At 71.8% G+C, this 22831-nt stretch carries 20 protein-coding genes; 10 read left to right on the top strand and 10 right to left on the bottom strand.

All coding sequences use genetic code 11. The annotated features are described in order from the left end of the window. Positions 1 to 268: 268 nt before the first annotated feature. Complete coding sequence (locus ACSDR0_RS09425) at positions 269 to 1207, top strand: MBL fold metallo-hydrolase (RefSeq protein ID WP_435288372.1); 939 nt, start codon at positions 269 to 271, stop codon at positions 1205 to 1207. A gap of 243 nt (positions 1208 to 1450) precedes the next feature. On the opposite strand, the gene ACSDR0_RS09420 is transcribed toward ACSDR0_RS09425, so the two are convergent. Next, entirely contained in the window at positions 1451 to 3415 is a 1965-nt protein-coding gene (locus tag ACSDR0_RS09420; protein ID WP_435288371.1) for a S9 family peptidase, read from the bottom strand. A 372-nt stretch (positions 3416 to 3787) separates the two neighbouring features. On the opposite strand from ACSDR0_RS09420, the gene ACSDR0_RS09415 reads away from it, so the two are divergent. Further along, on the top strand, positions 3788 to 4732 hold the full coding sequence (locus ACSDR0_RS09415) for a class I SAM-dependent methyltransferase (RefSeq protein WP_435288370.1): 945 nt from the start codon (positions 3788 to 3790) through the stop codon (positions 4730 to 4732). 141 nt (positions 4733 to 4873) lie between these two features. On the opposite strand, the gene ACSDR0_RS09410 is transcribed toward ACSDR0_RS09415, so the two are convergent. Beyond that, a complete protein-coding gene (locus ACSDR0_RS09410) occupies positions 4874 to 5905 on the bottom strand; it encodes an alcohol dehydrogenase catalytic domain-containing protein (protein ID WP_435288369.1) in 1032 nt (343 codons plus the stop codon). 375 nt (positions 5906 to 6280) lie between these two features. On the opposite strand from ACSDR0_RS09410, the gene ACSDR0_RS09405 reads away from it, so the two are divergent. The 7 genes from ACSDR0_RS09405 (at position 6281) to ACSDR0_RS09375 (ending at position 14494) form a co-directional block, all read left to right on the top strand. Continuing rightward, on the top strand, positions 6281 to 7717 hold the full coding sequence (locus tag ACSDR0_RS09405; protein WP_435288368.1) for a glutamate--cysteine ligase: 1437 nt from the start codon (positions 6281 to 6283) through the stop codon (positions 7715 to 7717). 89 nt (positions 7718 to 7806) lie between these two features. Beyond that, positions 7807 to 8853, top strand: a complete 1047-nt coding sequence (locus tag ACSDR0_RS09400) for a hypothetical protein (RefSeq protein WP_435288367.1) — start codon at positions 7807 to 7809, stop codon at positions 8851 to 8853. A gap of 345 nt (positions 8854 to 9198) precedes the next feature. After that, the gene (locus tag ACSDR0_RS09395; protein WP_435288366.1) at positions 9199 to 11307 is read left to right on the top strand and encodes a BTAD domain-containing putative transcriptional regulator; all 2109 of its coding nucleotides are present in this window, start codon (positions 9199 to 9201) and stop codon (positions 11305 to 11307) included. A 118-nt stretch (positions 11308 to 11425) separates the two neighbouring features. Further along, the gene (locus tag ACSDR0_RS09390) at positions 11426 to 11986 is read left to right on the top strand and encodes an NADPH-dependent FMN reductase (RefSeq protein WP_435288365.1); all 561 of its coding nucleotides are present in this window, start codon (positions 11426 to 11428) and stop codon (positions 11984 to 11986) included. An 82-nt stretch (positions 11987 to 12068) separates the two neighbouring features. After that, positions 12069 to 13151, top strand: coding sequence for a CE1758 family FMN-dependent luciferase-like monooxygenase (locus tag ACSDR0_RS09385; RefSeq protein ID WP_435288364.1), 1083 nt, complete (start codon positions 12069 to 12071; stop codon positions 13149 to 13151). Next, the gene (locus ACSDR0_RS09380; RefSeq protein WP_435288363.1) at positions 13148 to 13762 is read left to right on the top strand and encodes an FMN reductase; all 615 of its coding nucleotides are present in this window, start codon (positions 13148 to 13150) and stop codon (positions 13760 to 13762) included. The genes ACSDR0_RS09385 and ACSDR0_RS09380 overlap by 4 nt, the downstream gene beginning before the upstream one ends. 66 nt (positions 13763 to 13828) lie before the next feature. Then, the gene (locus ACSDR0_RS09375) at positions 13829 to 14494 is read left to right on the top strand and encodes an MOSC domain-containing protein (RefSeq protein WP_435288362.1); all 666 of its coding nucleotides are present in this window, start codon (positions 13829 to 13831) and stop codon (positions 14492 to 14494) included. Here the strand turns inward: ACSDR0_RS09375 and pcp are convergent. From pcp to ACSDR0_RS09335, 8 genes are all read right to left on the bottom strand, one after another. Continuing rightward, complete coding sequence (gene pcp / locus ACSDR0_RS09370) at positions 14491 to 15117, bottom strand: pyroglutamyl-peptidase I (RefSeq protein ID WP_435288361.1); 627 nt, start codon at positions 15115 to 15117, stop codon at positions 14491 to 14493. The two genes, ACSDR0_RS09375 and pcp, sit on opposite strands and share 4 nt — an antisense overlap. Beyond that, the gene (locus tag ACSDR0_RS09365) at positions 15114 to 15566 is read right to left on the bottom strand and encodes a thiol-disulfide oxidoreductase DCC family protein (protein ID WP_435288360.1); all 453 of its coding nucleotides are present in this window, start codon (positions 15564 to 15566) and stop codon (positions 15114 to 15116) included. The genes pcp and ACSDR0_RS09365 overlap by 4 nt, the downstream gene beginning before the upstream one ends. A 28-nt stretch (positions 15567 to 15594) precedes the next feature. After that, complete coding sequence (locus ACSDR0_RS09360) at positions 15595 to 17448, bottom strand: endonuclease/exonuclease/phosphatase family protein (RefSeq protein ID WP_435288359.1); 1854 nt, start codon at positions 17446 to 17448, stop codon at positions 15595 to 15597. A 113-nt stretch (positions 17449 to 17561) separates the two neighbouring features. After that, the gene (locus ACSDR0_RS09355) at positions 17562 to 18512 is read right to left on the bottom strand and encodes a hypothetical protein (protein ID WP_435288358.1); all 951 of its coding nucleotides are present in this window, start codon (positions 18510 to 18512) and stop codon (positions 17562 to 17564) included. Between the two features lie 31 nt (positions 18513 to 18543). Beyond that, positions 18544 to 19431, bottom strand: a complete 888-nt coding sequence (locus ACSDR0_RS09350; protein ID WP_435288357.1) for a hypothetical protein — start codon at positions 19429 to 19431, stop codon at positions 18544 to 18546. A 209-nt stretch (positions 19432 to 19640) separates the two neighbouring features. Further along, positions 19641 to 20165 (bottom strand): NUDIX domain-containing protein, encoded by a 525-nt coding sequence (locus ACSDR0_RS09345; protein WP_435288356.1) that lies wholly within the window; start codon positions 20163 to 20165, stop codon positions 19641 to 19643. Positions 20166 to 20391: 226 nt separating this feature from the next. Next, on the bottom strand, positions 20392 to 20823 hold the full coding sequence (locus ACSDR0_RS09340) for a PPOX class F420-dependent oxidoreductase (protein WP_435288355.1): 432 nt from the start codon (positions 20821 to 20823) through the stop codon (positions 20392 to 20394). Between the two features lie 74 nt (positions 20824 to 20897). Further along, entirely contained in the window at positions 20898 to 21449 is a 552-nt protein-coding gene (locus ACSDR0_RS09335; protein ID WP_435288354.1) for a helix-turn-helix domain-containing protein, read from the bottom strand. A gap of 58 nt (positions 21450 to 21507) precedes the next feature. Here ACSDR0_RS09335 and ACSDR0_RS09330 point away from each other — a divergent pair, with 58 nt between their 5' ends. Further along, positions 21508 to 22779, top strand: coding sequence for an alpha/beta hydrolase family protein (locus ACSDR0_RS09330; RefSeq protein ID WP_435288353.1), 1272 nt, complete (start codon positions 21508 to 21510; stop codon positions 22777 to 22779). Positions 22780 to 22831 lie beyond the last annotated feature (52 nt).

The raw sequence follows: 22831 nt of genomic DNA, 5'->3' as shown, positions 1-22831 counted from the left end.
CGAGGAGCCGGGCGGGCTGGAGCGGGTGGGCCCGACGCGCCCGCGGCTCGATCGACGGGCGGCGAGCGCGCCGGATCCGGCCGAGTCCGGCAGGCGGCCCGCCGGGTATCGCGGCCTGCCAGGGACTCACCGGAGCGCTCCGGGGGCCACCGGGGGTGATGGCCCCCGGGAGGCGAGTGCGCATTTTTACCTGTAGAACCGGTTGATAGCGGTCAAAAGCGCCCTTTCGGTGTGACAAGCGGCGAGCCCAGGCCCGACAATCCCGGGTATGAGTTCATCGCGACACGACCATCCCCTGCCTCCCGCGCGCGTCGAGGAGGTCTCCGACGGGATCTACGTCTACCTGCAGCCCGACGGAAGCTGGTGGATCAACAACACGGGATTCCTCGTCGGCCGCCGCGGAGTGATCAGTGTGGACTCCTGCTCCACCGAGCGCCGCACGCTCGCCTACCGCGAGGCCATCAGGTCGGTCACCGACCGGCCGATCACGACGCTGGTCAACACCCACCACCACGGTGACCACACCTTCGGCAACTCGGCCTTCCCCGAGGCGACCGTCGTCGGGCACGAGCGGACCAGGGAGATGATCCTCGCCGAGGGGATCCCCGACTACCTGAAGCTGGCCTGGACCGAGGTCGACTGGGGCAACCTGGAGGCCCGCCCGCCGTTCCTCACCTACACCGACGGGGTGACCGTCTACTCCGACGAGCTGCGCTGCGAGGTACGGCACATCGGCGTCCCGGCCCACACGACCAACGACTCGATCGTGTGGATCCCCGAGCGGTCGCTGCTGTTCTCCGGCGACCTGGTGTTCAACGGCGGCACGCCGTTCGTGATGATGGGGTCGGTGACCGGGTCCATCGCGGCACTCGACGAGCTCAGGGCGCTGGGCGCGGAGACGATCGTCCCGGGGCACGGCGGGGTGTGCGGGCCGGAGGCCATCGACCACGTGCAGGGCTATCTGCGGTTCGTGCTCGCCACCGCCGAGCGTGGCAGGCAGGCCGGGCTGTCCCCGCTGGAGACCGCGCGCGAGACCGACCTCGGGGAGTACGCGGGACTGCTCGACCCCGAGCGCATCGTCGGCAACCTGCACCGGGCCTACGCCGAGCTGGACGGGCTGGCCCCGGGGGAGCCGATCGACCTGGTCACCGCGATGCTGGAGATGATCGACTACAACGGGGGGCAGCCCCTCACCTGCCTGGCCTGACCCCGGTCGTCCCGGACGGAGCCGAGGTCTGGAGCCAGGAACCGGGACCGGAACCAGGATCGGGACCCGGAGCCGAGACCCGGAGCCGAGACCCGGAGCCAAGGGCCGGGACCCAGAGTCGAGATCCGGGACCAAGAACCGGAACCGAGCCCCAGGGCCGGGACCCGGGCCCGGGATCTGGAGCGAGACCCGAAGCCGTAGGTCCCGGTACCCCGCCCGCGTCGGGTCCCCCCGGCGCGGCGGTCAGGACAGGTGGCGGGACCACCACTCCAGGACGGCCTCGAAGCGCTGCAGACGGTGCCTCGGGCGGCCGCTGCGGGTGAGCTCGTGTCCCTCCCCGGGGAAGAGCAGGAACTCGGCGGGGGTGCCGTTGCGGCGCAGCGCGACGAACATCCGCTGCGCCTGCTCGACCGGGCAGCGGATGTCGTCCTCGGAATGGACCACGGCGAACGGCAGGGTGATCCGGTCGGCCTGGTAGAGCGGGCTCATCGCGCGCTGGGCCTCCAGGTCGGGGCCGCAGTAGGCCTCGGCGAAGAACCAGCCGATGTCGGAGGAGCCGGTGAAGGAGTCCCAGGCGTTGACCGCTCGTTCGCTCCAGGCGGCCCTGAACCGGTCCCCGTGGTGAGCGGCCAGCCAGCTCGTCATGAAGCCGCCGTAGGAGCCGCCCATCACGCCCACCCGCTCGGTGTCGCACTCGGGAGCGGCCAGCGCCGCGTCCAGCAGGGCGAGCACGTCGTCGGCGTCCACGGTGCCCAGCGCGCCGATCACCGACCGGCCGTGCGCCTGGCCGTACCCGCAGGAGCCGCGCGGGTTGGGCAGGACCACCGCGTACCCGGCGCCCGTGTAGACCTGCGTCTCGTCCAGGAACGACCATCCGTGCTGGTGGAACGGGCCGCCGTGCACGTTCAGCAGGACCGGGTGCGGCCCGTCGCCCTCGGGCAGGGCCAGCCAGCCGTGGACCGGATATCCGTCGGCGGAGACGGCGGTGATCTCCCGTAGCGGCCTGATCCCGGGGAGGGCGCCGGCGAAGTCGGTCAGCGCCCCGCCGGGGGTGACCACCTCGCCGGGGCTCGCGGGCGTGGACACCACCGCGACGATCCGCTCCCCGCAGGTGGTGAACGCCTTGACTCTCGCCCGCTCACCCAGGACCTGGGCGAGCTTCTCCAGCGGGGCGCCGAGGGCGCCGGAGGGGACCAGGCGCAGCTCGATCGCGCCGCGCGTCCGCACCGCGACCAGGACGCCGTCCTTTCGGGGTACGGGGGGCAGCCGCTCGCAGTCCACCGACTCCTCCTCGGTCAGCCGGGTCCCGGTCACCACCTCCTCGCCGCTCTCGCCGATGCCGCCGCCTTCGCCGATGCCGTCGCTCTCGCCGATGCCGCCGATGCGCAGCGGCGCGCGGTAGAGGCCCACGTTGCGGGCCATCGCGTCGAAGCCGGAGAACTCCGTACCGAGATAGAGCACCTCCCCGCCCGGCAGGGCGACGGGATGCTCGGCGGAGCCGTCGCTGCGTACCGCGAGGATCGGGGCGCCCCCGCCGGACGGGACCGCGTACACGTCCGTGTGCAGGCTCTCGCCGTCGAGGTCGCGGGGGGCCGAGACCAGCACGTGCTCGCCGTCCGGTGTCCAGCCGGGGGACTCCACGTCGTAGGGCCCCTCGGTCAGCCGCACCGGCCGCGGGACGTCGGCGAGGGCGTTGACCACGAACAGGGCCTGCCGCCGGTCGAAGGTGAAACCGACGCCCTCGGTCCGGTAGCGCAGCCCGGTGATCCGGCGGGGCGCCTCGGCCGCGGCGCCCACCCCCTCCTCGGTGCCGTACCGGCCGGGCTCGGCGACCCGGGTGACGAACGCGATCCGGCGGGAGTCCGGCGCCCAGACCGGGACGCCCGCGCCCAGCGGCAGATCGGTGACCGGCCGGGCGTCGCCCCCGCCGGTGGGCATCACGTACAGCTGCGGTTCGCCGCCCTTCCCTTCGTCGCCGGCGGCGGCGCGCAGGAAGGCGACCCAGGCGCCGTCGGGGGAGACGCGCGGCGCGCTGTCGCGCTCGCCGAAGGTGAACCGGACGGGCGGGCCCTCCGCCGGCACCCGCCACAGGCTCCCCAGGTAGGCGTCGGCCTCCGGATCGGGCCGGGCCACGTCGACGAGGAGAAGGTCGCCGTGGAGCGTGACGCTACCGGGAACATTGAGCAGGGCGAGGTCTTCAGGACGCATAGTCAGCAACGCTATCACCCGCTTAGTCATTGATAATGCTGTTTAAAGTGCTATGTCCGTTCTGATGGAAATGAGGCTCTTGTTATTTGAAAAACGAGGTTGTTTATCCGGTCTCTTCAAATGCATGAAGACGTCGATACGAAAGGAAGGTTGAGTCATTGATGGTGTCGTGTCACTTTTGATATGAACCCTCCTTTTGGAGAAGGTGCTGGTGAAGGGATGGCTGCGGTGTCCGCCAAACGAACGCTCTCGCGAGTCGTATACGGCTCCCGCTACGACCAGGTCCCCTGGGGACAGAGGGTTTACGTCCGCCCGGGGGAAAGGCTCGCCCGCGAGATCCAGTGGCGCCTGAGAGTTCGACGGGCTCCCATCATGAGGTTCCAGGATTACCGGGAGCGGATGCTCCTGGAGGAGATCGAGGAGTTCGTCACCTGCCACCTGTGCGGGGAGACACGCCAGCAGCCGATGTTCCAACCGACAGGGGAGAGGCGGGGAGGCGACAGGCGGCGATGGAGCTACCGGGTGGTGCGCTGCCCGGCGTGCGGCTTCCTCTACCGCAATCCCAACATCCGGCCCGAACGGCTGGGCGACCTGTACGCCACCGGCTACAGCGGCTTCCTGACCGGGAAGTACGCGGCCGACCGGCAGCGGCGCTACCGGCTGACCATGGACTCCTTCGGCCCCGTCTTCTCCTCCGGGCAGGGGCGCAGGCTGCTCGACTTCGGCTGCGGCGCCGGGCTCTTCCTGCGGCTCGCCGAGCAGCGCGGCTTCGACGCGGTCGGGATCGACCTCTCACCCGACTCCGTGGCCACCGCCAACGAGCGCCTCACCACCGCGCGCGCCTACCTCGGGGCCCCGGAGGACGTCCCGGAGATCGCCGCGGGCGGCTTCGACGTCATCACCCTCTGGTCGGTCCTGGCCCATCTGCCCCGGCCGGTCGACGACTTCCGGCAGTTCCGCTCCCTGCTCGCCCCCGGCGGGGTGCTGCTCGTCCTCACCGTGAACGCCGCCTCCCTGCAGCTCAAGGCGTACGGCAGCGGCTGGAACGGCTTCACCAAGAACCACCTGATGTTCTACTCGGCCGAGACCGTACCGGTCCTGCTGTGCCGTACCGGATTCGCCGGGGTGGCCTTCACCCCGTTCTACGGCGACACCGTCGAGGCGAACACCACCAGGCTGCCCGAGCAGCTGACCCGGCGCCTGCGCCGCAACGTCGAGATCAGCGACGGCGGGAACATGCTCAGGGCCCTGGCCTTCGCCGACGACGAGGCGATCGACAGGTGGGGCACGACCCTCCAGGTCCGCCGCCTGACCTGATCCGCGGGAGAACGGGGCCCGGGGCTTCACCGTCGGGCGGTCCGCGTTCCCGCGCTCCGCCCGGACGGCCCCGCAAGCACGGCCCCGCCCGGACGCGGTCCCCACGGTCCCGCCAGGACGCGTGCGCGCCCGGTGAGCCCGTCAGCGCAGGGACGGCACGATCATCGTGACCCCGGGGACGGAGCCGATCGAGGCGAGCGCGGCTCCCGCCTCCCGCAGGCCGATGGAACGGGTGACCAGGGCGTCCGGGCTCAGGGCGGCGACGGCCTCCAGCATCGCCGGGTAGGCGTGGGCGGCCATGCCGTGGCTGCCGAGGAGTTCGAGCTCGTGGCCGATCACCCGGCCCATCGGGAGCGGGGTGAGGCCGGGCAGCAGGCCGATCTGGACGTGGCGTCCCCGGCGGCGCAGGCTCTCGATCGACGCCACGCACGTTTCGGGACTGCCGAGCGCGTCGATGGAGACGTGGGCGCCGCCCGAGGTCAGCTCCCTGACGCGCGCGGCCACGTCGGCCTCCGGCGGTTCGGCGCCGACGCAGGCGACGGCGCCGAACCGCCGGGCCAGCTCCAGGGCGCCCGCGGAGACGTCCACGGCGACCACCCGGGCCCCGGCCGCGGCGGCGATCATGACGGCGGACAGGCCCACGCCGCCACAGCCGTGCACGGCCACCCACTCGTCCGGCCGCACCCGGCCCACGGCGGTCACGGCGCGGTAGGAGGTGGCGAAGCGGCAGCCCAGGCTCGCGGCGGTGGTGAAGGCCATCTCCCCGGGGAGCCGTACGAGGTTCACGTCCGCGTGGTCGACGGCCACGTACTCGGCGAAGGACCCCCAGTGGGTGAACCCCGGCTGGGTCTGGCGTTCACAGACCTGCTGGTCGCCGGACAGGCAGGCCGGGCAGGAGCCGCAGGCGCAGACGAACGGGACGGTCACGCGGTCGCCGGGCCGCCACGAGGCGACGCCCGCGCCCACCGCCTCGACGACCCCGGCGAACTCGTGTCCCGGCACGTGGGGGAAGGCCCGGATGTCGGGGTCGTGGCCCTGCCAGCCGTGCCAGTCGCTCCGGCACAGCCCGGTGGCCTCCACGCGGATCACCGCTCCGCCGGGCGGAGGCTCGGGGGCGGGTACCTCCCGGACCTCTGGATCGGCCCCGAAGGCGTCGAAAACCACGGCTCGCACCCGCGCACACTCCTCTGCTCCGGCCCCGGCCCCGGCTCCTTCCGCCGGTAAGCCCGTCTGGCCGGTGAGCCTATTCGGTCCGCGGCCGTCCCGGCCGGTGGGCCGTCCCGGGTCGAAGGGCAGTCCCCGCCGGTGAGCGTTTCCGGTCGGCGAGCCGTCCCGCCGGTAAATCTTTCCGGCCGACGAGCCATCGCGGCCGGTCAGCTTTCCGGCCGGTCAGCCGGAGACCCGCCAGGCCGGGCGTTCCCGAGGGACGTGGGGCCCCGATACGCCGGGCGCGCCGCCGATCGCGGTGTGCCCTGATCAGGGTCCTGATTAGAACGGTCACCCTGGGAGAGAGGGAGGGGCACAAGGGTCAACTGATCGGACGGTGCGATGGGGCAGAAAGTCGACAAGGACCGCTACTCCGAGGCGGAGTTCCTCCGTTTCAGGGGGAGACTGGCGGAGCAGCTCGACACCCTCCGAGAAGTGCTCGCGAGACCAGGGTTCGGCACCGGTCCCGCGACCATCGGGGCCGAGCTGGAGATGTTCCTCATAACGCCCGACGGGCGGCCGCTTCCCCGCAACCAAGAGGTGCAGGCCGCCGCGGACGACGCCCGGCTCACGCTGGAACTGGGCAGGTTCAACCTGGAGGCCAACCTGACCCCGCTGCCGATCGCCGGGCGGCCGTTCACCGCCCTGGTACGGGAGATGCGGGAGATCACGGCCGTGGTGGACGCGGCGGCCGTGACGCAGGGCGGGCAGGCCGTGGCGATCGGGATCCTGCCGTCGCTGAGCGAGTTCGACTTCACCCACGAGGCGCTGAGCGGCGAGGGCCGCTACCGGGCGCTTGCCAGGGGCATGCGGCGGCTGCGCACAGAGCCGTTCCGGGTGCGCATCGAGGGCGTCGAGCTGCTGGAGCTGGAGGTCGAGGGGGTGATCCTGGAGAGCGCCAACACCTCGTGGCAGGTCCATCTCCGCACGGCCCCCGCCGACTTCGCCCGCGTCTACAACGCCGCCCAGCTGGCCATCGGCCCGGTCCTCGCGGTCAGCGGGAACTCGCCGGCCTTCCTGGGCAGGCGGCTGTGGGAGGAGACGAGGATCGCGCTGTTCGAGGAGGCCGCCGACGACCGGGACGTGGAGCGGCTCGACCGCAGGAACCGGCGGGTCGGCTTCGGCTCGGGCTGGGTGCGGAGCATCGAGGAGATGTTCGAGACGTGCGTCCGCGACTACGAGCCGGTGCTGCCGATGACCTCGGCACCGAGGGAGGTGCCCGGCGGCGGCGTCCCCGAGCTGGCCGAGCTCCGGCTCCACCAGGGCACCGTGTGGCAGTGGAACCGGCCGGTCTACGACCCCGCCGGCGGCGGCCACCTGCGGGTGGAGATGCGCGCCCTGCCCGCTGGGCCGAGCGCGCCCGACATGGCGGCCAACACCGCGTTCCTGCTCGGGCTGACCGCCGCCCTGGCCGTCCAGCCGGTGGAGGAGTTCCCCTTCTCCGGGGCCTACCGCAACTTCTACCGCGCCGCGATCCACGGCCTGGACGCGCCACTGAGCTGGCCGGGCCGGAGCGAGGAGGTCCCGGCCGAGCGGCTCGCCCTGGACCTGCTGCCGGTCGCCGAGGCCGGGCTCGACAGGATGGGCGTGGACCCGGACGAGACCCGGTGGGCGCTGGACATCGTGCGGGAACGCGTCACCCGCCGCCGTACCGGCGCGATCTGGCAGCGGGAGGCGCTGGCCCGCGAGGGCGGCGACCAGGCCGCGGCCGCGCGCGTGGTGAGCCGGTACCGGGAGCTGTCGCTGGCCGGGGAGCCCGTCCACACCTGGTCTTTCTAACTACAAAAGGGATTTGAGTACCGGCATACTCATGAACTCCGTATCTTGATCCGCCAATCCTGGTGGAACCGGACAGGGAGAGACCCCTCATGAGTCAGATGAAGGCCGTATCGGCGGAGCCGTTCGGGCTGAAGCGGGACGGTGGCGCCCTCGGAACCGGGATCAAGATCCTGGAGAAGGAGCTCAAGCGGGTGTCCCTCGACACCGTCCTGGCCAAGGCCAACCGCGTCACGGTCAGGAGGGGGTCGGCCGGCGCCGGGGCGTTCGCCACGATGAAGCCGAAACCGGTCGACTGGTACTGCTTCGACGCCGGGGACAACACCACCAAGGAGTGGTATCCCCAGGGCCTGACCTGCGCCTCCGACGCCGGGATCGGCGGGGGCACGTTCGTGGTGAGCTGGTACCACACGCCGGCCTCGGGGGTCGAGCGGGGCGTGCGCCTGAGCTTCCTGAACACCGCGACGCTCCGCTACCGGCACGTCCTGCTCGTACGGGCCGGCGCCGACGGGAACATCGCGCCGATCAACATCCACGCGGGCGGCGTCGCCTGGTACGGAGGCCTGCTGTACGTCGCCGACACCACGCGGGGCCTGCGGGTCTTCGACACCCGGCAGATCTTCGAGATCGACGGGGACGGCACGGAGACCATCGGCAGGAAGGGCGGCGTGTACGACGCGTTCGGCTACCGGTACGTGATGCCGCAGACCGACGCCTGGACCACCACCAGCGGCACCGTCCGCTTCTCCTTCGCCGCCGTCGACCGCAGCACCGCCCCCGACACCCTGATCTCCGGCGAGTACGTCGACACCGCGGGCACGGTCGGACGGGTGGCCCGATGGCCGCTGGCCGAGGGGGGAACCCTGAACGCCCCCGCCGGGGGTGTCGCCCAGGCCATGGACGCCTACGCGCTGCCGGCGGGCAAGATCCAGGGCGCGCTCTCCTACGAGGGCGCCTGGTATCTCAGCCAGACGGCGGGCTCCACCGGGAACGGCACCCTGATCGTGGTGGGCGACACGGTGCGCAGGCGGCCCTACCCGGTGGGCCCGGAAGACCTGACCTGTGTCCGCGACAAGAAGACGCTGTGGAGCGTGAGCGAGTTCGCGGGCCGCCGCGTGGTGTACGGCGTGCCGCTCTGAGAGGCCGTACCGGGTCCTCCAGGTCGATCTCCGTCGCCGTCGATGCCTGGATCACGGCACTCATCAGACGTCGCAGCGCGGACCGGCGGTGTGACGTTGTCGTTTTGTTCTTTTCCTGTGGGCACGGCCCTGTGGGCGCGACCTTGTAGGCGCGGCCCGAGGGCGGTCACGCCCGTGAAGGTGACCCCGCGGCACCCTCGGCGCACCGGCACAGGGAGAGCGGGCACGCCACCGATCCCCGTCCGCGGGCGCGAAGATCTTTGCTGTTACGCAGGAAGCCTCACGGGAGACACCGTGTTCACCTAGTGAGCTCGGTGCTCAGGCGGCTTGGAGGGTGGGCGCACGGTGGGGGAAAGTTTTCGGTGGGAGCTGCTCGGATCGGTCCGGGCATGGCGAGGGAAGATCGAAGTCGACCTCGGTGCGCCCCAGCAGCGTGCGATTCTCGGCGTTCTGCTGCTGCGCGAGGGCGCGGTGGCGTCCACGGACCAGTTGATCTCGGCGGTCTGGGGCGAGGAGCCGCCGTCCGCCGCGGCGGGGATGGTCCGGTCCTACATCTCACGACTTCGCCGAGCCCTGGACGGCGGTTCGACGGCCGCGGTGATCGAGTCCGTGGCCGGTGGCTACGCGCTGCCGGTGACGGCCGACACCCTCGACCTCGCCGACTTCCAGCGCGGGATCAGGGCCGCCCGCGACTCCCGGCGGACCGGTGACCTCGAGACGGAGGCGACCGAGCTGCGCGCCGCCCTTGGGCTCTGGAAGGGAACCCCGCTGGCCGGTGTACGAGGTGAGTACGCCGACAACGAGCGCACCCGGCTGGTCGAGCTCCGGTTGACGGCGATCGAGGACCTGTCCGCCGCCGATCTCGAGTTGGGCCGGCACGCGGAGGCCAGGCCGTTGCTGGCGTCGGTGGCGCTCGAACAGCCCCTGCGGGAACGGCCACGCGAGCTGCTCATGCTGGCGCTGTACCGGGCGGGACGCAAGGCGGACGCGCTCGCGCTGTTCCAGGAGACGCAACGGTTGCTGGCCGACGAGCTCGGGCTCGATCCGGGGCCGGAGCTGCGGGAGATGCAGCGACGGATCCTGGCCTCGGACCCCTCGCTGGCCGCGCCGAGGCCGGACCGGCGGGCGGTGACCGGGGCACGGCAGGCCGGCGGCGAGGTGATCGAATCTCCCAGGCAGCTGCCGCCCGACCTGCCGGTGTTCACCGGAAGGTCCGGCGAGGTGCGCGAGCTGGCCGAGATGCTGGCCGCCTCCGACACACAGGTGCCGGTGATCGGTATCACCGGGCTTCCCGGCATCGGCAAGACCACCCTGGCGGTCCACCTCGGGCACAGGGTGGCCGGTGATTTCCCCGACGGTCAGTTCTTCGTCGACCTGGGCACCTCCGACGACCCCCTCACGGCCTTGCTGCACGCGGCCGGGGTCGCCGTACCACCGCGGTCCTCCGATGAGCGTGCCGCGCTCTGGCGGTCGCTGACCATCGGGCGCCGTCTGCTGGTGGTGCTGGACAACGCGGGTGACGTGGAGCAGGTGCGGCCGCTCCTGCCCGGCGCCGGCGGGGCGGGGGTCGTCGTCACCGCCCGGAGGCGGCTGTTCGGGTTGTCCCACGCCCGCTGGACCAAGCTCGGCCCGCTGTCGGAGCAGGAGACGCTCGTGTTGCTGGAGCGGACGCTGGGCACGACACGGATGCGGGCGGAGCCCGCCGCGGCCCGCCGCCTGTACGGGCTCACCTCGGGCCTGCCGCAGGTGGTCCACGCGGTCGGGGCACGCCTGGCGTCGCGGCCGGACTGGAGCCTGGCGACCGCGGTGAGGAGGCTGGGTGTCCGCGGCCGCGACCCGGGGTGGGGGTACGAGGAGTGCTCGATGATCGAGGGCAGGTTCGAGTCCACGATGCACGGCCTGCCCCACCACCAGATCCGGGCGCTCCGGCTCCTCGCCGTGGCACAGACCGCCGACTTCTCGTTGCCGGCGGCGGCGGCCATGCTCGATCTGGGGGTGGACCGGGCCGAGAGCCTGCTGGAGTCGCTCGCCGATCTTCACCTCCTGGAGACCGCCGACGAGCGTTACTTCTTCCACAACCCGGTTCGCGAATTCGCCCGCTCCCGGGCGTTGCTCGAGGAGGGGGAGGCCGCCTGCCGCGCCGCGCTGGTGAGGTTGACGCGGTTCTACGCGGCCACCCTGGGCAACGCGCTGCTGGTCACCGGCCGGGTCCTCGGAAGCACCACGTCGGCCGGGCTGGAGTTCGACAGTGCCGACACGGCCCTGGCCTGGATACGGGACGAACAGAAGAACGCGCGGGCGACCGCCTCGCAGGCCGCCGAGATCAACGACGCGCCGGCGGAACGGCTGACCAGCATGATCGCTCAGTCAGGCCTGGGGAGGACCCCGCCGCCGTCCGGCGTGGCGGCCACGCCCCGCCCGTTGAGGCTCACGAGGTCGGCGGCCGTCCGCTAGCCGGGGCGCTGCACAGAACATAGACAGGACGTATACGCCGGGGTGCCACGCTCAGAGCCGGTGCGGAGCCATCCGCCGCCGGTGCGGAAGGTCCGCACACAAGCTCTGAGGAGACCTCATGCCCAAGATCGCTGTTATCGTCGGCAGCACCCGTCCCGGCCGTGTCGGCGAGTCCGTGGCCAGGTGGGTGTTCGACATCGCCCGGCAGCGCGGTGACGCCGAGTTCGAGCTGGTCGACATCGCCGATTTCAAGCTGCCGCATCTCGACGAGGAGATCCCGCCGGCGGCCGGTCACTACAGCCGGCCGCACACGCTCGCCTGGGCGGAGAAGATCAGGTCGTTCGACGGTTTCGTCTTCGTCACGCCCGAGTACAACCACTCCACCTCCGGCGCGCTGAAGAACGCCATCGACTTCCTGTTCGCGGAGTGGAACGACAAGGCGGCCGGCTTCGTCAGCTACGGCTCCGTCGGCGGCGCCCGCGCCGTCGAGCACCTGCGCCTGGTGATGGCCGAGCTGAAGGTCGCCACCGTGCGCGCCCAGGTCGCGCTGTCGCTGGCGACGGACTTCGTGAACTACACCCGGTTCGCCCCCGCCGACTACCACCTCGCGGAGGTCGACACGATGCTCGACCAGGTCGTCACCTGGAGCAACGCCCTCGCGCCGGTCAGGGCGGCGTGATCCGCGGCACCTCGACGGGAATCGCCGCCGGAGCACGGCACGGGGTCTCGATCGAGGACGAGTGCCCAGGAGAGGGGGAAAGGTGCAGATAGGGATCTTCGGTGTGGGGGACGTGGTCGCCGACCCGGTCACCGGCCGTCTCACCACCGAGCGCGAGCGGATCAAGGCGGTACTGGAGTACGCCGAGCTGGCCGAGCAGGTCGGGCTCGACGTCTTCGCGATCGGCGAGCACCACAACCCGCCGTTCATGCCCTCGTCGCCGACCACGATCCTGGGCCACGTCGCCGCCCGGACGAACCGGATCATCCTGTCGACCTCGACCACGCTGATCACCACCAACGACCCGGTGAAGATCGCCGAGGACTACGCGATGCTCCAGCACCTGGCCGACGGCCGGGTCGACCTGATGATGGGCCGGGGCAACACCGGGCCGGTCTATCCCTGGTTCGGCAAGGACATCCGGGACGGGATCGCTCTCGCCGCCGAGAACTACGCGTTGCTGCGCCGGCTCTGGCAGGAGGAGGTCGTCGACTGGGAGGGCCGGTTCCGGACGCCGTTGCAGGCGTTCACCTCGACGCCGCGACCGCTGGACGGCGTATCGCCGTTCGTCTGGCACGGCTCGATCCGCAGCCCCGAGATCGCCGAACAGGCCGCGTACTACGGCGACGGGTTCTTCCACAACAACGTGCTCTGGCCGAAGCGGCACGTCCGGCAGATGGTCGGGCTGTACCGCCGGCGGTTCGAGCACTACGGCCACGGCCCGGCGGACCAGGCGATCGTCGGTCTCGCCGCCCAGCTGTACGTCCGGAAGAACTCGCAGGACGCGATCCGTGAGTTCCGCCCGTACTACGACGCCTCGCCGGTCTACGGCGGCGGGCCTTCGCTGGAGGAGACGACGCGGGACACCGCCCTGCTGGTCGGCAGCCCGCAGCAGGTGATCGATCGGACGATGGAGTTCCGGGAGTTCGCCGGCGGCGACTACCAGCGGCAGCTCTTCAACGTCGACGCGCTGGGGGTGCCGCGCGCGCTCGTGTTGGAGCAGATCGAACAGCTCGGGGAGATCGCCCAGGTGCTCCGGAAGGAGTTCGCCGCCGGCAGGCCCGCGCAGGTCCCGGACGCGCCCACGCACGCCTCCCTGAAGGCGGCGAAGGAGGCCGGACGTTGAAGCGCACCATCGCGGTGGTGGCCGCGGGCCTGCGGCAACCCTCGTCCACGCGGTTGCTCGCCGACCGGCTGGCCGAGGCGACGCGCCGCGAGCTGGTACGGCTCGGCGCGGAGGTGGATCTCGAGACGATCGAACTGCGTGACCACGGCCACGACCTGGTCAACAACCTGGTCGTCGGCTACCCGTCCGAAGGGCTGGAGCGAGTGCTCAGGAAGGTCGCTCACGCCGACGGGCTGATCGCGGTGACGCCGACCTTCACCGCGTCGTACAACGGATTGTTCAAGATGTTCGTCGAGGTGCTCGACGACACCGCGCTCGTCGACAAACCCGTGCTGATCGCCGCGACCGGCGGCACGGGGAGGCACTCGCTGGTGCTCGAGCACGGGCTGCGGCCGCTCTTCTCCTACCTGCGGGCCCTCGTCGTCCCGACCGGGGTCTTCGCCGCCCCCGAGGACTGGGGCGCCGCCGGCGTCACCGAGGAGCCCCTGGCACGACGGATCGACCGGGCGGCCGCCGAACTCGCCCGCGAGGTCGGCCACCGTGACCCGCCCGCCTTCGACGACCCCTTCGAGTCCCCGGTGCCCTTCAGCGAGCTGCTTCCCCGCGACTGATCGCGCATCCGGCGAGGGGCGGGAAAACGTGTCGCCCGGGCGAGCGAGGGAACGTACCGTCGCGTTATGAAGCTGCTCTCGGTCAACGTCGGCCGGCCCCGCCCCAACCCGTGGAAGGGGCTGGGCCTGACGGGCATCGACAAGCGACCCGTCGACGGCCCGGTCGCCGTCGCCGACCCGGGCTCCAAGGGCACCGGCGCGGTCGGCCTCGCCGGTGACCGGGTCCATGACGTGAAACACCACGGTGGCTCCGACCAGGCCGTCTACGCCTATGCCCGCGAGGATCTCGACGGGTGGGAGGCCGAGCTGGGCAGGCCGCTCCCGAACGGGGTCTTCGGGGAGAACCTCACGACCCTGGGGCTGGACGTCAACGGCGCCCTGATCGGTGAGCGCTGGCGGGTCGGGCCGGATGCCGTCCTGGAGGTGTCGGGCCCGCGCATCCCGTGCGCGACGTTCCAGGGCTGGCTGGAGCGTGAGGGCTGGATCAAGCGGTTCACGCGGGCCGCGCGGCCGGGCGCGTACCTGCGGGTGATCGAGCCCGGCGAGATCCGCGCCGCCGACCCGGTCGTGGTCGTGCACCGGCCCGGCCACGAGGTGACCGTCGCGCTCGTCTTCCGGGCGACGACGCTGGAACCCCAGCTGCTGCCGCGGCTGCCGGCCGCCGACGCGCTGCCGGAGAAGATCAAGGAGCTGGCCCGCCGGCGCGTGAACCCCTGGGGATCGATCACCTAGTGGAGGGAGCCGCCGACCAGGCGGAGGTCACCGCCCAGGGAGACGGAGACGGCGGTGGTCACGATCGCCGTGAGCGCCTGGGCGACCACCGTGACGGGCATGGAGGGCCTGGCCTCGCCCAGGACCTGTTCCGGGCTGAACGGCACGTGCACGAATCCCCCGCGGATCGCCGGCCTCTCGGTGGCGATCATGTGCATGAGGCCGTAGAACAGGTGGTTGCACAGGAACGTACCGGCGCTCTGCGAGACGCTCGCCGGGACCCCGACGGCCCGTGCCGCCGCCACGCACGCCTTCACCGGCAGGGTGGAGAAGTAGGCGGCGGGGCCGCCGCGCACCACCGGCTCGTCGATCGGCTGGCGCCCGGCGCCGTCGGGGATGCGGGCGTCGTCGAGGTTGACGGCCACCCGCTCCACCGTCACGTCCGGCCGTCCCCCGGCCTGCCCGACGCACACGACCACCGCGGGATCGTGCTCCGCCACCGCCTCGCGCAGGTGCTCCAGCGCCCCGCCGAACGCGCAGGGGAGCAGCGCGGTCCGCACCCCGGGAACGAGCCTGATCGCCTCCCACGCCGGGTTGCCGGCGCCGTCGAGCGGCTCCATCCCGGTGAGCAGGACGCCCTTCATCGATTCTCCGAAACGGCGGGGGCCGGAGCCGCGGGGTCCGAGATCACGGAGCCCGTGGGCGGGGAACCCGCGGGTCTGGAGTTCGGGGGCAGGGCGCAGGCGGGGGTGCCGCCCGGCAGGCGGTGACGATTGGCGGCGACGAGCCGGTAGACCTCCTCGGCCACCCACAGGAACGGCGGGACCCGCAGCACGAACCCCAGGGGACTCCACGGGCGACCGGCGGCGATCAGCAGCCTGGCCACCGCCCGCGCCCCGCCGTACACCCGGCCGTCCTCGATCCAGAGCACCTCGCGCTCGGCCCGCTCGCGCGTGACGCCCAGCGCCCGCAGGTCCGCGAACTGCCAGGGGACGGCCCTGGCGCGCACCCCGACGTGGCGCTCGGCGAACCGGACGCTCGTCGTGCAGAAACCGCAGTCGCCGTCGAAGACCAGTACAGGTTGTCCCCTCATGCACCTGACATTACCCAGGAGGATCCGATCAAGGCCCGGCGACCAGGGTGACCGCGACCGGACGGTGGTCGGAGTGGGGGACATCGGGGTTGGCCTGGTCTTTCCCGGTGAAGCCCGGGGTGACGAGCACATGGTCGATCTGCTCGGCCGGGCCGCTGCGGGACGGGATGGTGTTGAACGGCCTGACCGGGGCGAAGGGGTCGGTCAGGCCCGCGGCGGTCAGTACCCCCCAGGCCCGGTCGCCGGGCTGGAGGTTGAGGTCACCGGCCACGATCACCGGGGCGCCGCTTCCCGCGGCGTTCCTGACGATCTCCCCGAGCTGCTCGACCTGGCCGAGCTCGCGCCAGTCCGGCGGAGGCTGCAGGTGGGTGCCGATCACGGTGACGTCCTCGCCCCGCCACCGCAGCCCGACCTCCAGCGCCTGCGCGCCGGTCGGGCCGCCCTGGACCAGCACGTGGTTCTTCATCGCGGTGATCGGCAGGGTGGTGAGCAGGGCGTCGCCCCACACCTCGTCGGTCGCCGGGGCCCAGATGTAGTGCATGCCCAGCCGCTCGGCGATCAGCCGCACCCCGTCGTGGCCGCCGTTGAGCAGCCAGCCCCTGTCCGCCTCGCTCAGTACCACCACGTGCGGCCTCAGTTCCCTGAGCGCGTCGGCCTGCTGCTCAAGGGAGAGCCTGCCGGACTCGCCGTACCCCATCCTGATGTTGTACGCCGCGATCCGCAGCCCGTCGCCCGGCCCCTCCCAGCGGGGCCGGGTGCCCTGCCACAGGGGGACGGCCGCCACCAGCGCGACCGCGGCCACGGCGGCCGCCGCGAACCGCCGGTCGTAGGAGCGGCGCGGCAGGCCCGCGCTGCCCACGACGGCCAGGAGCGCGACGACGAGCGACGCGCAGACCGGTACCCACCCGTTGGACAGGTAGAGGTCGTAGGCGGCGTAGTAGCCGAAGACGAACACGACGAACAGCAGCATCCCCCCGGCGGCCGCCAGGCCCCGCCGGGCCGGCCGGTCCTGGCCGAAGGTCGCCGCGGCGTGCGCCAGGCAGGCCCCCAGCGCGACCTGGCCGACGATCTGCGCGACGATCGTCCAGCCGGGCGCCACCCCGTGGACGCCGTCCACGGTGGCCCTGCCCAGTGTGAACGCCACCGCCGAGGCCACCAGCGCGACCGCGGGCGGGAGCGGGCGGCGCAGCACCGGCAGCGCGGCGGGTGCCGCAGACACCACCGCGAACGTCGCCACGATCACGGCGGCGGCCTGCTGCGCGGAGTCGGTCGCCGCCTGGGCGTGCGCGGTGTTGCCCGTGTAGAGGCCCCAGAGCAGCAGGGCCGGACCGACCGCCAGCCAGGCGCGGGGAGCCCCGGAGTACTCCTCGTCCGGAGGCTCGGCCCGAACCGTGAACGCGCAGAAGAGCAGGAGCTCCACCAGCAGCAGCGTCCACGGGACCGCTCCAGGCCGCCACATCAGGTCGATGCCGTCGAGCGCCGCGTGGATCACCGTGGAGGCGGCCAGGCCGGCGATCACCCCGCCCATCACGGGCCGGGCGTCCCGGCTGTCCATCGCGATCGCCACCAGCCAGACCAGCCCGGCCAGCAGGCCCAGGCTGGCCACGTACAGCTGCGGACCCCCGCCGCCGGTCAGCTGGAGCGCGAGCCGGGCCAGGAGCAGCAGGCCCGCGGCGCCGAGGGCGATCAGCGGCGGCCGGACGGACCTGGCCAGCGGGACGGTCAGGAAGGCCAGGACGAACCAGGAGACGGCGTACAGGCCCATCATCTCTGCGGGGGTGCTCCCCGCCCGGCCGAAGATCGTGATCAGCGACGGCAGGAAGACCCGCAGCACGTCGACGAGCACGACCACGCCGACCGTCACGTCCAGGCGGATCCGCATGCTACCTCCAAAGAACGCGAGCTATCCTCGCCTTCTTCGCGATCCATGACAAGGGTGAGACCTGCCCAAAGCGCGGCCGGGACCCGGGCCGGAAAGGGCCTTGCCGGAGTGTCTCAGCGGGCCGGGGGTTCCTCGGCCCGGCCATCGGGCGAGGCCGGGTCTCCCGGGGCGGGGATGTGAGGTCCGTCGAGGTGGCGGAACGCCTCGTGCGCCGAGCGGACACTGTCGCGCAGCGCCTGCTCCAGGTGACCGGCGTCCTCGGCCAGCCTCCCTATCTCCGGTACGGCGAAGGCGTCCGCCCCGGACTCCGCCAGCAGTTCCTCGTAGCGGGGAAGCCGCGCGCGAAGCGCCTCGATCTGGTCGTGGGCGCGCAGTGCCCGCTCGGCGTCGGACACGTGGCCCGCGTAGCGTTCCAGGGCCTCGACCCGCGCGAGCACGGCGGCCTCGCTGGCGGCCAGCGCCCGCTCCAGCGGCGCCATGGCGGCGGCCACCTCCGGGGTGCTGCCGCCGTACACGAACTCCTGGTGGTCGTTTCGCAGCGCGGAGAGCTTGGTCAGCAGCCGGGCGATCTCCCACTCCTGCGCGGGGAGCATCACCGAGTTGCGCACGCTGTCGAGCATGCCCATCGCGTTGACCCGTGAGCGCAGGATGTAGTCGATCGCCTGCTGGGTCCGGTCGAGCAGCTGCCCGGCGTTGTAGTCGAAGTCCTCGGCGGGCAGCAGGTAACGGCCCTCGTACCAGCGGGCCTCGCGGTACAGCTCGTGCTCGATCGTCTCCGGCTCCGCCGGCTCGCGGGCGGCCAGCAGGCCGACGAAGACCACGAAGACGAGCAGCGCGAGCATGAAGAACAGCAACTGCCCGACGTCGGCGAGGAACATCAGGCACACCAGGAAGAGCGCCGCCGCCCCCCCGCCGAAGTTCAGGAAGCGTCCGGGCAGACGCGAGTTGGGCGGTGGGGGCTCGGGGCTCCAGCCGGCGCGGATGCGCGACAACATCGACGCGTGCCGGCGGAACAGGTCGGCGGTCCGGGAGGGAACTTCAGGATCGACCACCACTCGCCGCACAGGCTCGCCCCTCCGTTCGATCACATTCACATCAGCCGTCGAGATGGCGAAACGCCTCGTGCGCCGAGCGTACGCTCTCGCGGAGCGCCCGCCGGAGCATGTCGGCGTCGTCGCTGAGATGCCCGATCTCCGGTCCGGAGAATCTGGCCGCGCCCGTCTCCGCGACGAGCTGCTCGTACTCGGGCAAGTGCGCTCGCAGGGCATCGATCTGTCCCTGGGAGAGCAGTGCCCGCTCGGCGTCGGACACGTGGCCCGCGTAGCGTTCCAGGGCCTCGACCCGCGCGAGCACGGCGGCCTCGCTGGCGGCCAGCGCCCGCTCCAGCGGCGCCATGGCGGCGGCCACCTCGGGGCTCCTGCCGCCCCTGGCGAGGTGGCGGTGCCTGGCCCGCAGCGCGGAGAGCTTGGTCAGCAGCCGGGCGATCTCCCACTCCTCGGCGGGGAGCATCACCGAGTTGCGCACGCTGTCGAGCATGCCCATCGCGTTGACCCGCGAGCGCAGGATGTGGTCGATCGCCCGCTGGACCCGGCCGAGCAGGTGCCTGGCGTCGTAGTCGAAGTCCTCCAGGATCAGGAAGCGCCCCTGCCAGTGGTGCGCGTGCGCGTACAGGAGCCGCTCGACGGAGTCGGCGGGAGAGGGCTTCCTGGCGAGGTAGACCATCCCGAGGATGAAGAGGTAGAAGCCGCTCAGCGCGGTGAGCAGCACGACGGACTCGGCGAACGGGGCGCCGACGAGGAAGAGGCCGAACGCCGCGAGGGCCACCGTCCCGCCGAAGATCCCCGTGAGCACTCCCGGGACCCGGGGGGCGTCACCGTCCCTGGGCGGGCGCTTGGTGCGGAGGCGATAGAGCAGGGGGCCGTTTCGGCGGAAGAGGTCGGCGACATCCCTGGGCACCTCAGGATCGACCACCACGCGTTGCACAGGCTCGCCCCCTTTGCCATGTTTCAAGAGCATAGCGATTAACCATGTTTCGGGTCATGCGTCCTTACATGGTGCCTCTCCATCATCGAGTATCGCGTGCCAAAAGATGATCGTAATGATTGCCCGGAGATCGCCCCAGGTGGGGATGGATCCGCCAGGAGGCAGTGCGGGGCAGGGCGGCCGGTCCGTGGCGTGGAACGCTTCGCGTCCTACGGCCCGGTGAGGACGTAGAGCAGGGCGGCCATGCTGGTGCCGCACGGGACGTCGCCCCTGCCGACCATGTCGCGGATGCCGGCGAGGGGTATCCACTCGACGCGCTCGGCCTCCCACGCCTCGGCCGGCGGGCCGATGTGGGTGGCGCCGTCGGCGCGGAAGATGTGGTGGACCGAGTCGGAGAGCCCGTTGGTCGGCTGGACGCGCAGCAGCGGGCGCAGCGCTCCGGGCCGCCACCCGGTCTCCTCCTCGACCTCGCGCGCGGCGGCCGTCGCCGGCTCCTCACCGTCGTCGATCCCGCCGATGGGGATCTCCCAGCCCCACGAGTCGGTGATGAAGCGATGCCGCCAGATCAGCAGCACCCGGTGCCGGTCGTCGGTGACGACGGCCCCGGCGCCCGGCGCGGTACGGATCAGCCGGTGGTCCAGGCGCCTGCCGTCGGGAAGCTCCACCTCCGCCACCCGGACGTCGAGCCACCGGTCGGTGTAGAGGGGTTTCTCGGAGTGGACCTGCCAGCGCATGCGGTGTGCTCCCAGCGTGGTTGCCTGATCTCGGCTCCACGCTAAAGGACGAGCGGTCTCGGCTTCGCGCTGCGAGGACGAGTGGTCTTGGCTTCACGCCGCGAGGGTGAGTGGTTTCGGCTTCACGCCATGAGGGTGAGCGATCGTCGTGCCCGCGCCGGTCGCACGGCTCGCCCGCCGTCGCCGGCGCGGACCTTCGACGTTCGAACGCCTCTCCGGAGCGCTGTCAGCCGACCTTGTCGCCGTACACGTGGTCGACCGTCATCACCATGAGCACCCTGCGGTCGGACACCATCACCGACCGGTACTCGTCCCAGTCCGGGTGCTCCCCGGCGGCGGTGCGGTAGTAGTCGACCAGAGCCTCGATCTCGGGACCGTGGGGGTCGGTTCCCGGCCCGGTGAGCGTCGCCGTCCCCTCGGCGGTGGCCCAGGCCAGGCCGTCGGGACTGGTCACCTCCAGCGTGGCTCGCGGGTCCCGGCGCAGGTTCGCCGTCTTGGCGCGTCCCTCGGTCATCGAGACGTAGATGACGCCGGTCCGCTGGTCGTAGAAGGGCATGACGGGGGAGAGCTGGGGGCGGCCGTCCGATTTGATCGTCGCGAGGACACCGAGCCGGCTTTCCACGAGCAGCGCGCGCGGATCGAATGCTGTGGTGGTCATGTCCAGGGCCAAGTCGCGACCGGACGCCGGTTATTCCTGGCGTCACGGGACCGGGGGCCTACTGTGGTGTCAGCTCAGTCGGTCTCGGGGGCGGCGGACGCCTCCTCGGCCGGGAACAGGATCGGGCTGAGCAGGTATCGCGCGCGGCCGGGGGCGGACTGGTTCGCCAGCCGGGGCGCGATCGCGGCGCGCAGCTCGCCGATCATCTCAAGGAGTTCGTCCCGGCCGAGCCAGACGGCGTGCTGCCGGTAGCCGACGAGATCCGCCACCGGGTCGGCGTGATCCCGGTCGAGGTAGGCGCTGAACTCGGCGAGCAGGGTGGCCATCGCCGTGGCGAATCCGCGGCGATGATCGTCGAGCGACATCGACTCGATCATGCCGGCGTCGATCACCGCCCGATCCTGGCGCAGGCGGTAGCGGCGCTCGACCGCGCCACGCACGCGCTGCTCGTCGGCAACCTCCAGGATTCCCCCGGTCGCGAGCAGCTCGACGTGCCGGTAGACGGTGGCCTTGGAGACGTCGGGGATGCGGGCGCACAGCTGGGAGGTCGTCAGCGTCCGCCCTCCGCGCATCGCGTGCACGACGCGTAGCCGTATCGGGTGCCCCAGAAGCTCGAACGTGTTCACCTTCCTACGATCTCATATCGTGCTACCTTTCTCAAAAAACGAGAAAGGTGGAGTCGGCATGAACCAAACAGCAACCGCCCTCACGGTCGTCGAGATGGCGCGCCAGGGACGCTTCGCCGAGATCGAGGGGCTTTTCGCGCCGTCGCTGCGAGCGGTGGTCGGCGCTGAGGCCCTGCGGGCCGCCTGGGCGGCCGAGACGGACAGGAGCGGACCGGTCTCCGCCGTCGGGGAGCCGGTGAGCGAACCGGCGGGGGCGGGGCTGGTCCACGTGAGTGTCCCGGTGACCTGCGAACGCGGAGGACTCACCGTGGTGATGGCGGTCGACCGCGACGACATGCTGAACGGTCTGAGGCTCGTCCCGGACGCCGCGCCCTGGGAGCCGCCGCCGTACGCCGACCCGACGAGGTTCGATGAGCACGACGTCACGATCGGCGAGGGACCTCTCGCCGTGTCCGGAACGATGAGCCTGCCGCACGGGCCAGGGCCGCGGCCGGGAGTCGTGATGCTCAGCGGGGGAGGGCCCTTCGACCGCGACGCCACCGGCGGAGCCAACAAACCGCTCAAGGATCTGGCCTGGGGGCTGGCCGGCCGCGGTGTCGCGGTGTTGCGGTTCGACAAGGTGACCCACACCCACAGCGGCCAGGTGGCGGGCGCACCCGACTTCACGGTGGCCCAGGAGTACGTGCCGCACGCGGTCGACGCCGTCCGGCTGCTCCAGCGGCAGCCGGACGTGGACCCTGCCCGCGTCTTCGTTCTCGGCCACAGCATGGGCGGCAAGGTCGCCCCGCGTGTCGCGACCGCCGAGGCGTCGGTCGCCGGTCTGGTGATCATGGCCGGCGACACGCAGCCGATGCACCAGGCCGTCGTCCGCGTCGTCCGGTACCTCGCCTCGCTGGACCCCGGCCCGGCGATGGAGGCCGCCGTTGAGGCGTTCACGCGGCAGGCCGCGATGGTCGCCGACCCCGACCTGTCGCCGTCGACGCCCGCCGAGGCGCTGCTGTTCGGCCGGCCGGCGGCGTACTGGCTGGATCTGCGCGACTACGACCCGGTCGCGACCGCGGCGGCGTTGGACAGGCCGATGTTCATCCTCCAAGGTGGCCGCGACTATCAGGTGACCGTCGCCGACGACCTGTCGGGGTGGAAGGCCGGCCTCGCTCACCGGCCCGATGTCACGATCCGCGTCTACGACGCCGACAACCACCTCTTCTTTCCCGGCGCGGGTCCGTCCACGCCCGCGGAGTACGAACCCCCGCAACACGTGGACCCGGTCGTCGTCGCCGACATCGCCGAGTGGCTGACGTCGGGTGCGAGCCGGCGGTCGCTTATTTGACCATTTCCGTTATTTGATGTCGGATCCTTCGGCAGAATGATCAACCGTCGGT

It is taken from the genome of Streptosporangium sp. G11, assembly GCF_051192615.1.
Classification (GTDB): domain Bacteria; phylum Actinomycetota; class Actinomycetes; order Streptosporangiales; family Streptosporangiaceae; genus Streptosporangium.
The sequence above is the reverse complement of the archived record's forward strand: the minus strand, read 5'-3'. Positions and strand labels throughout refer to the sequence as shown.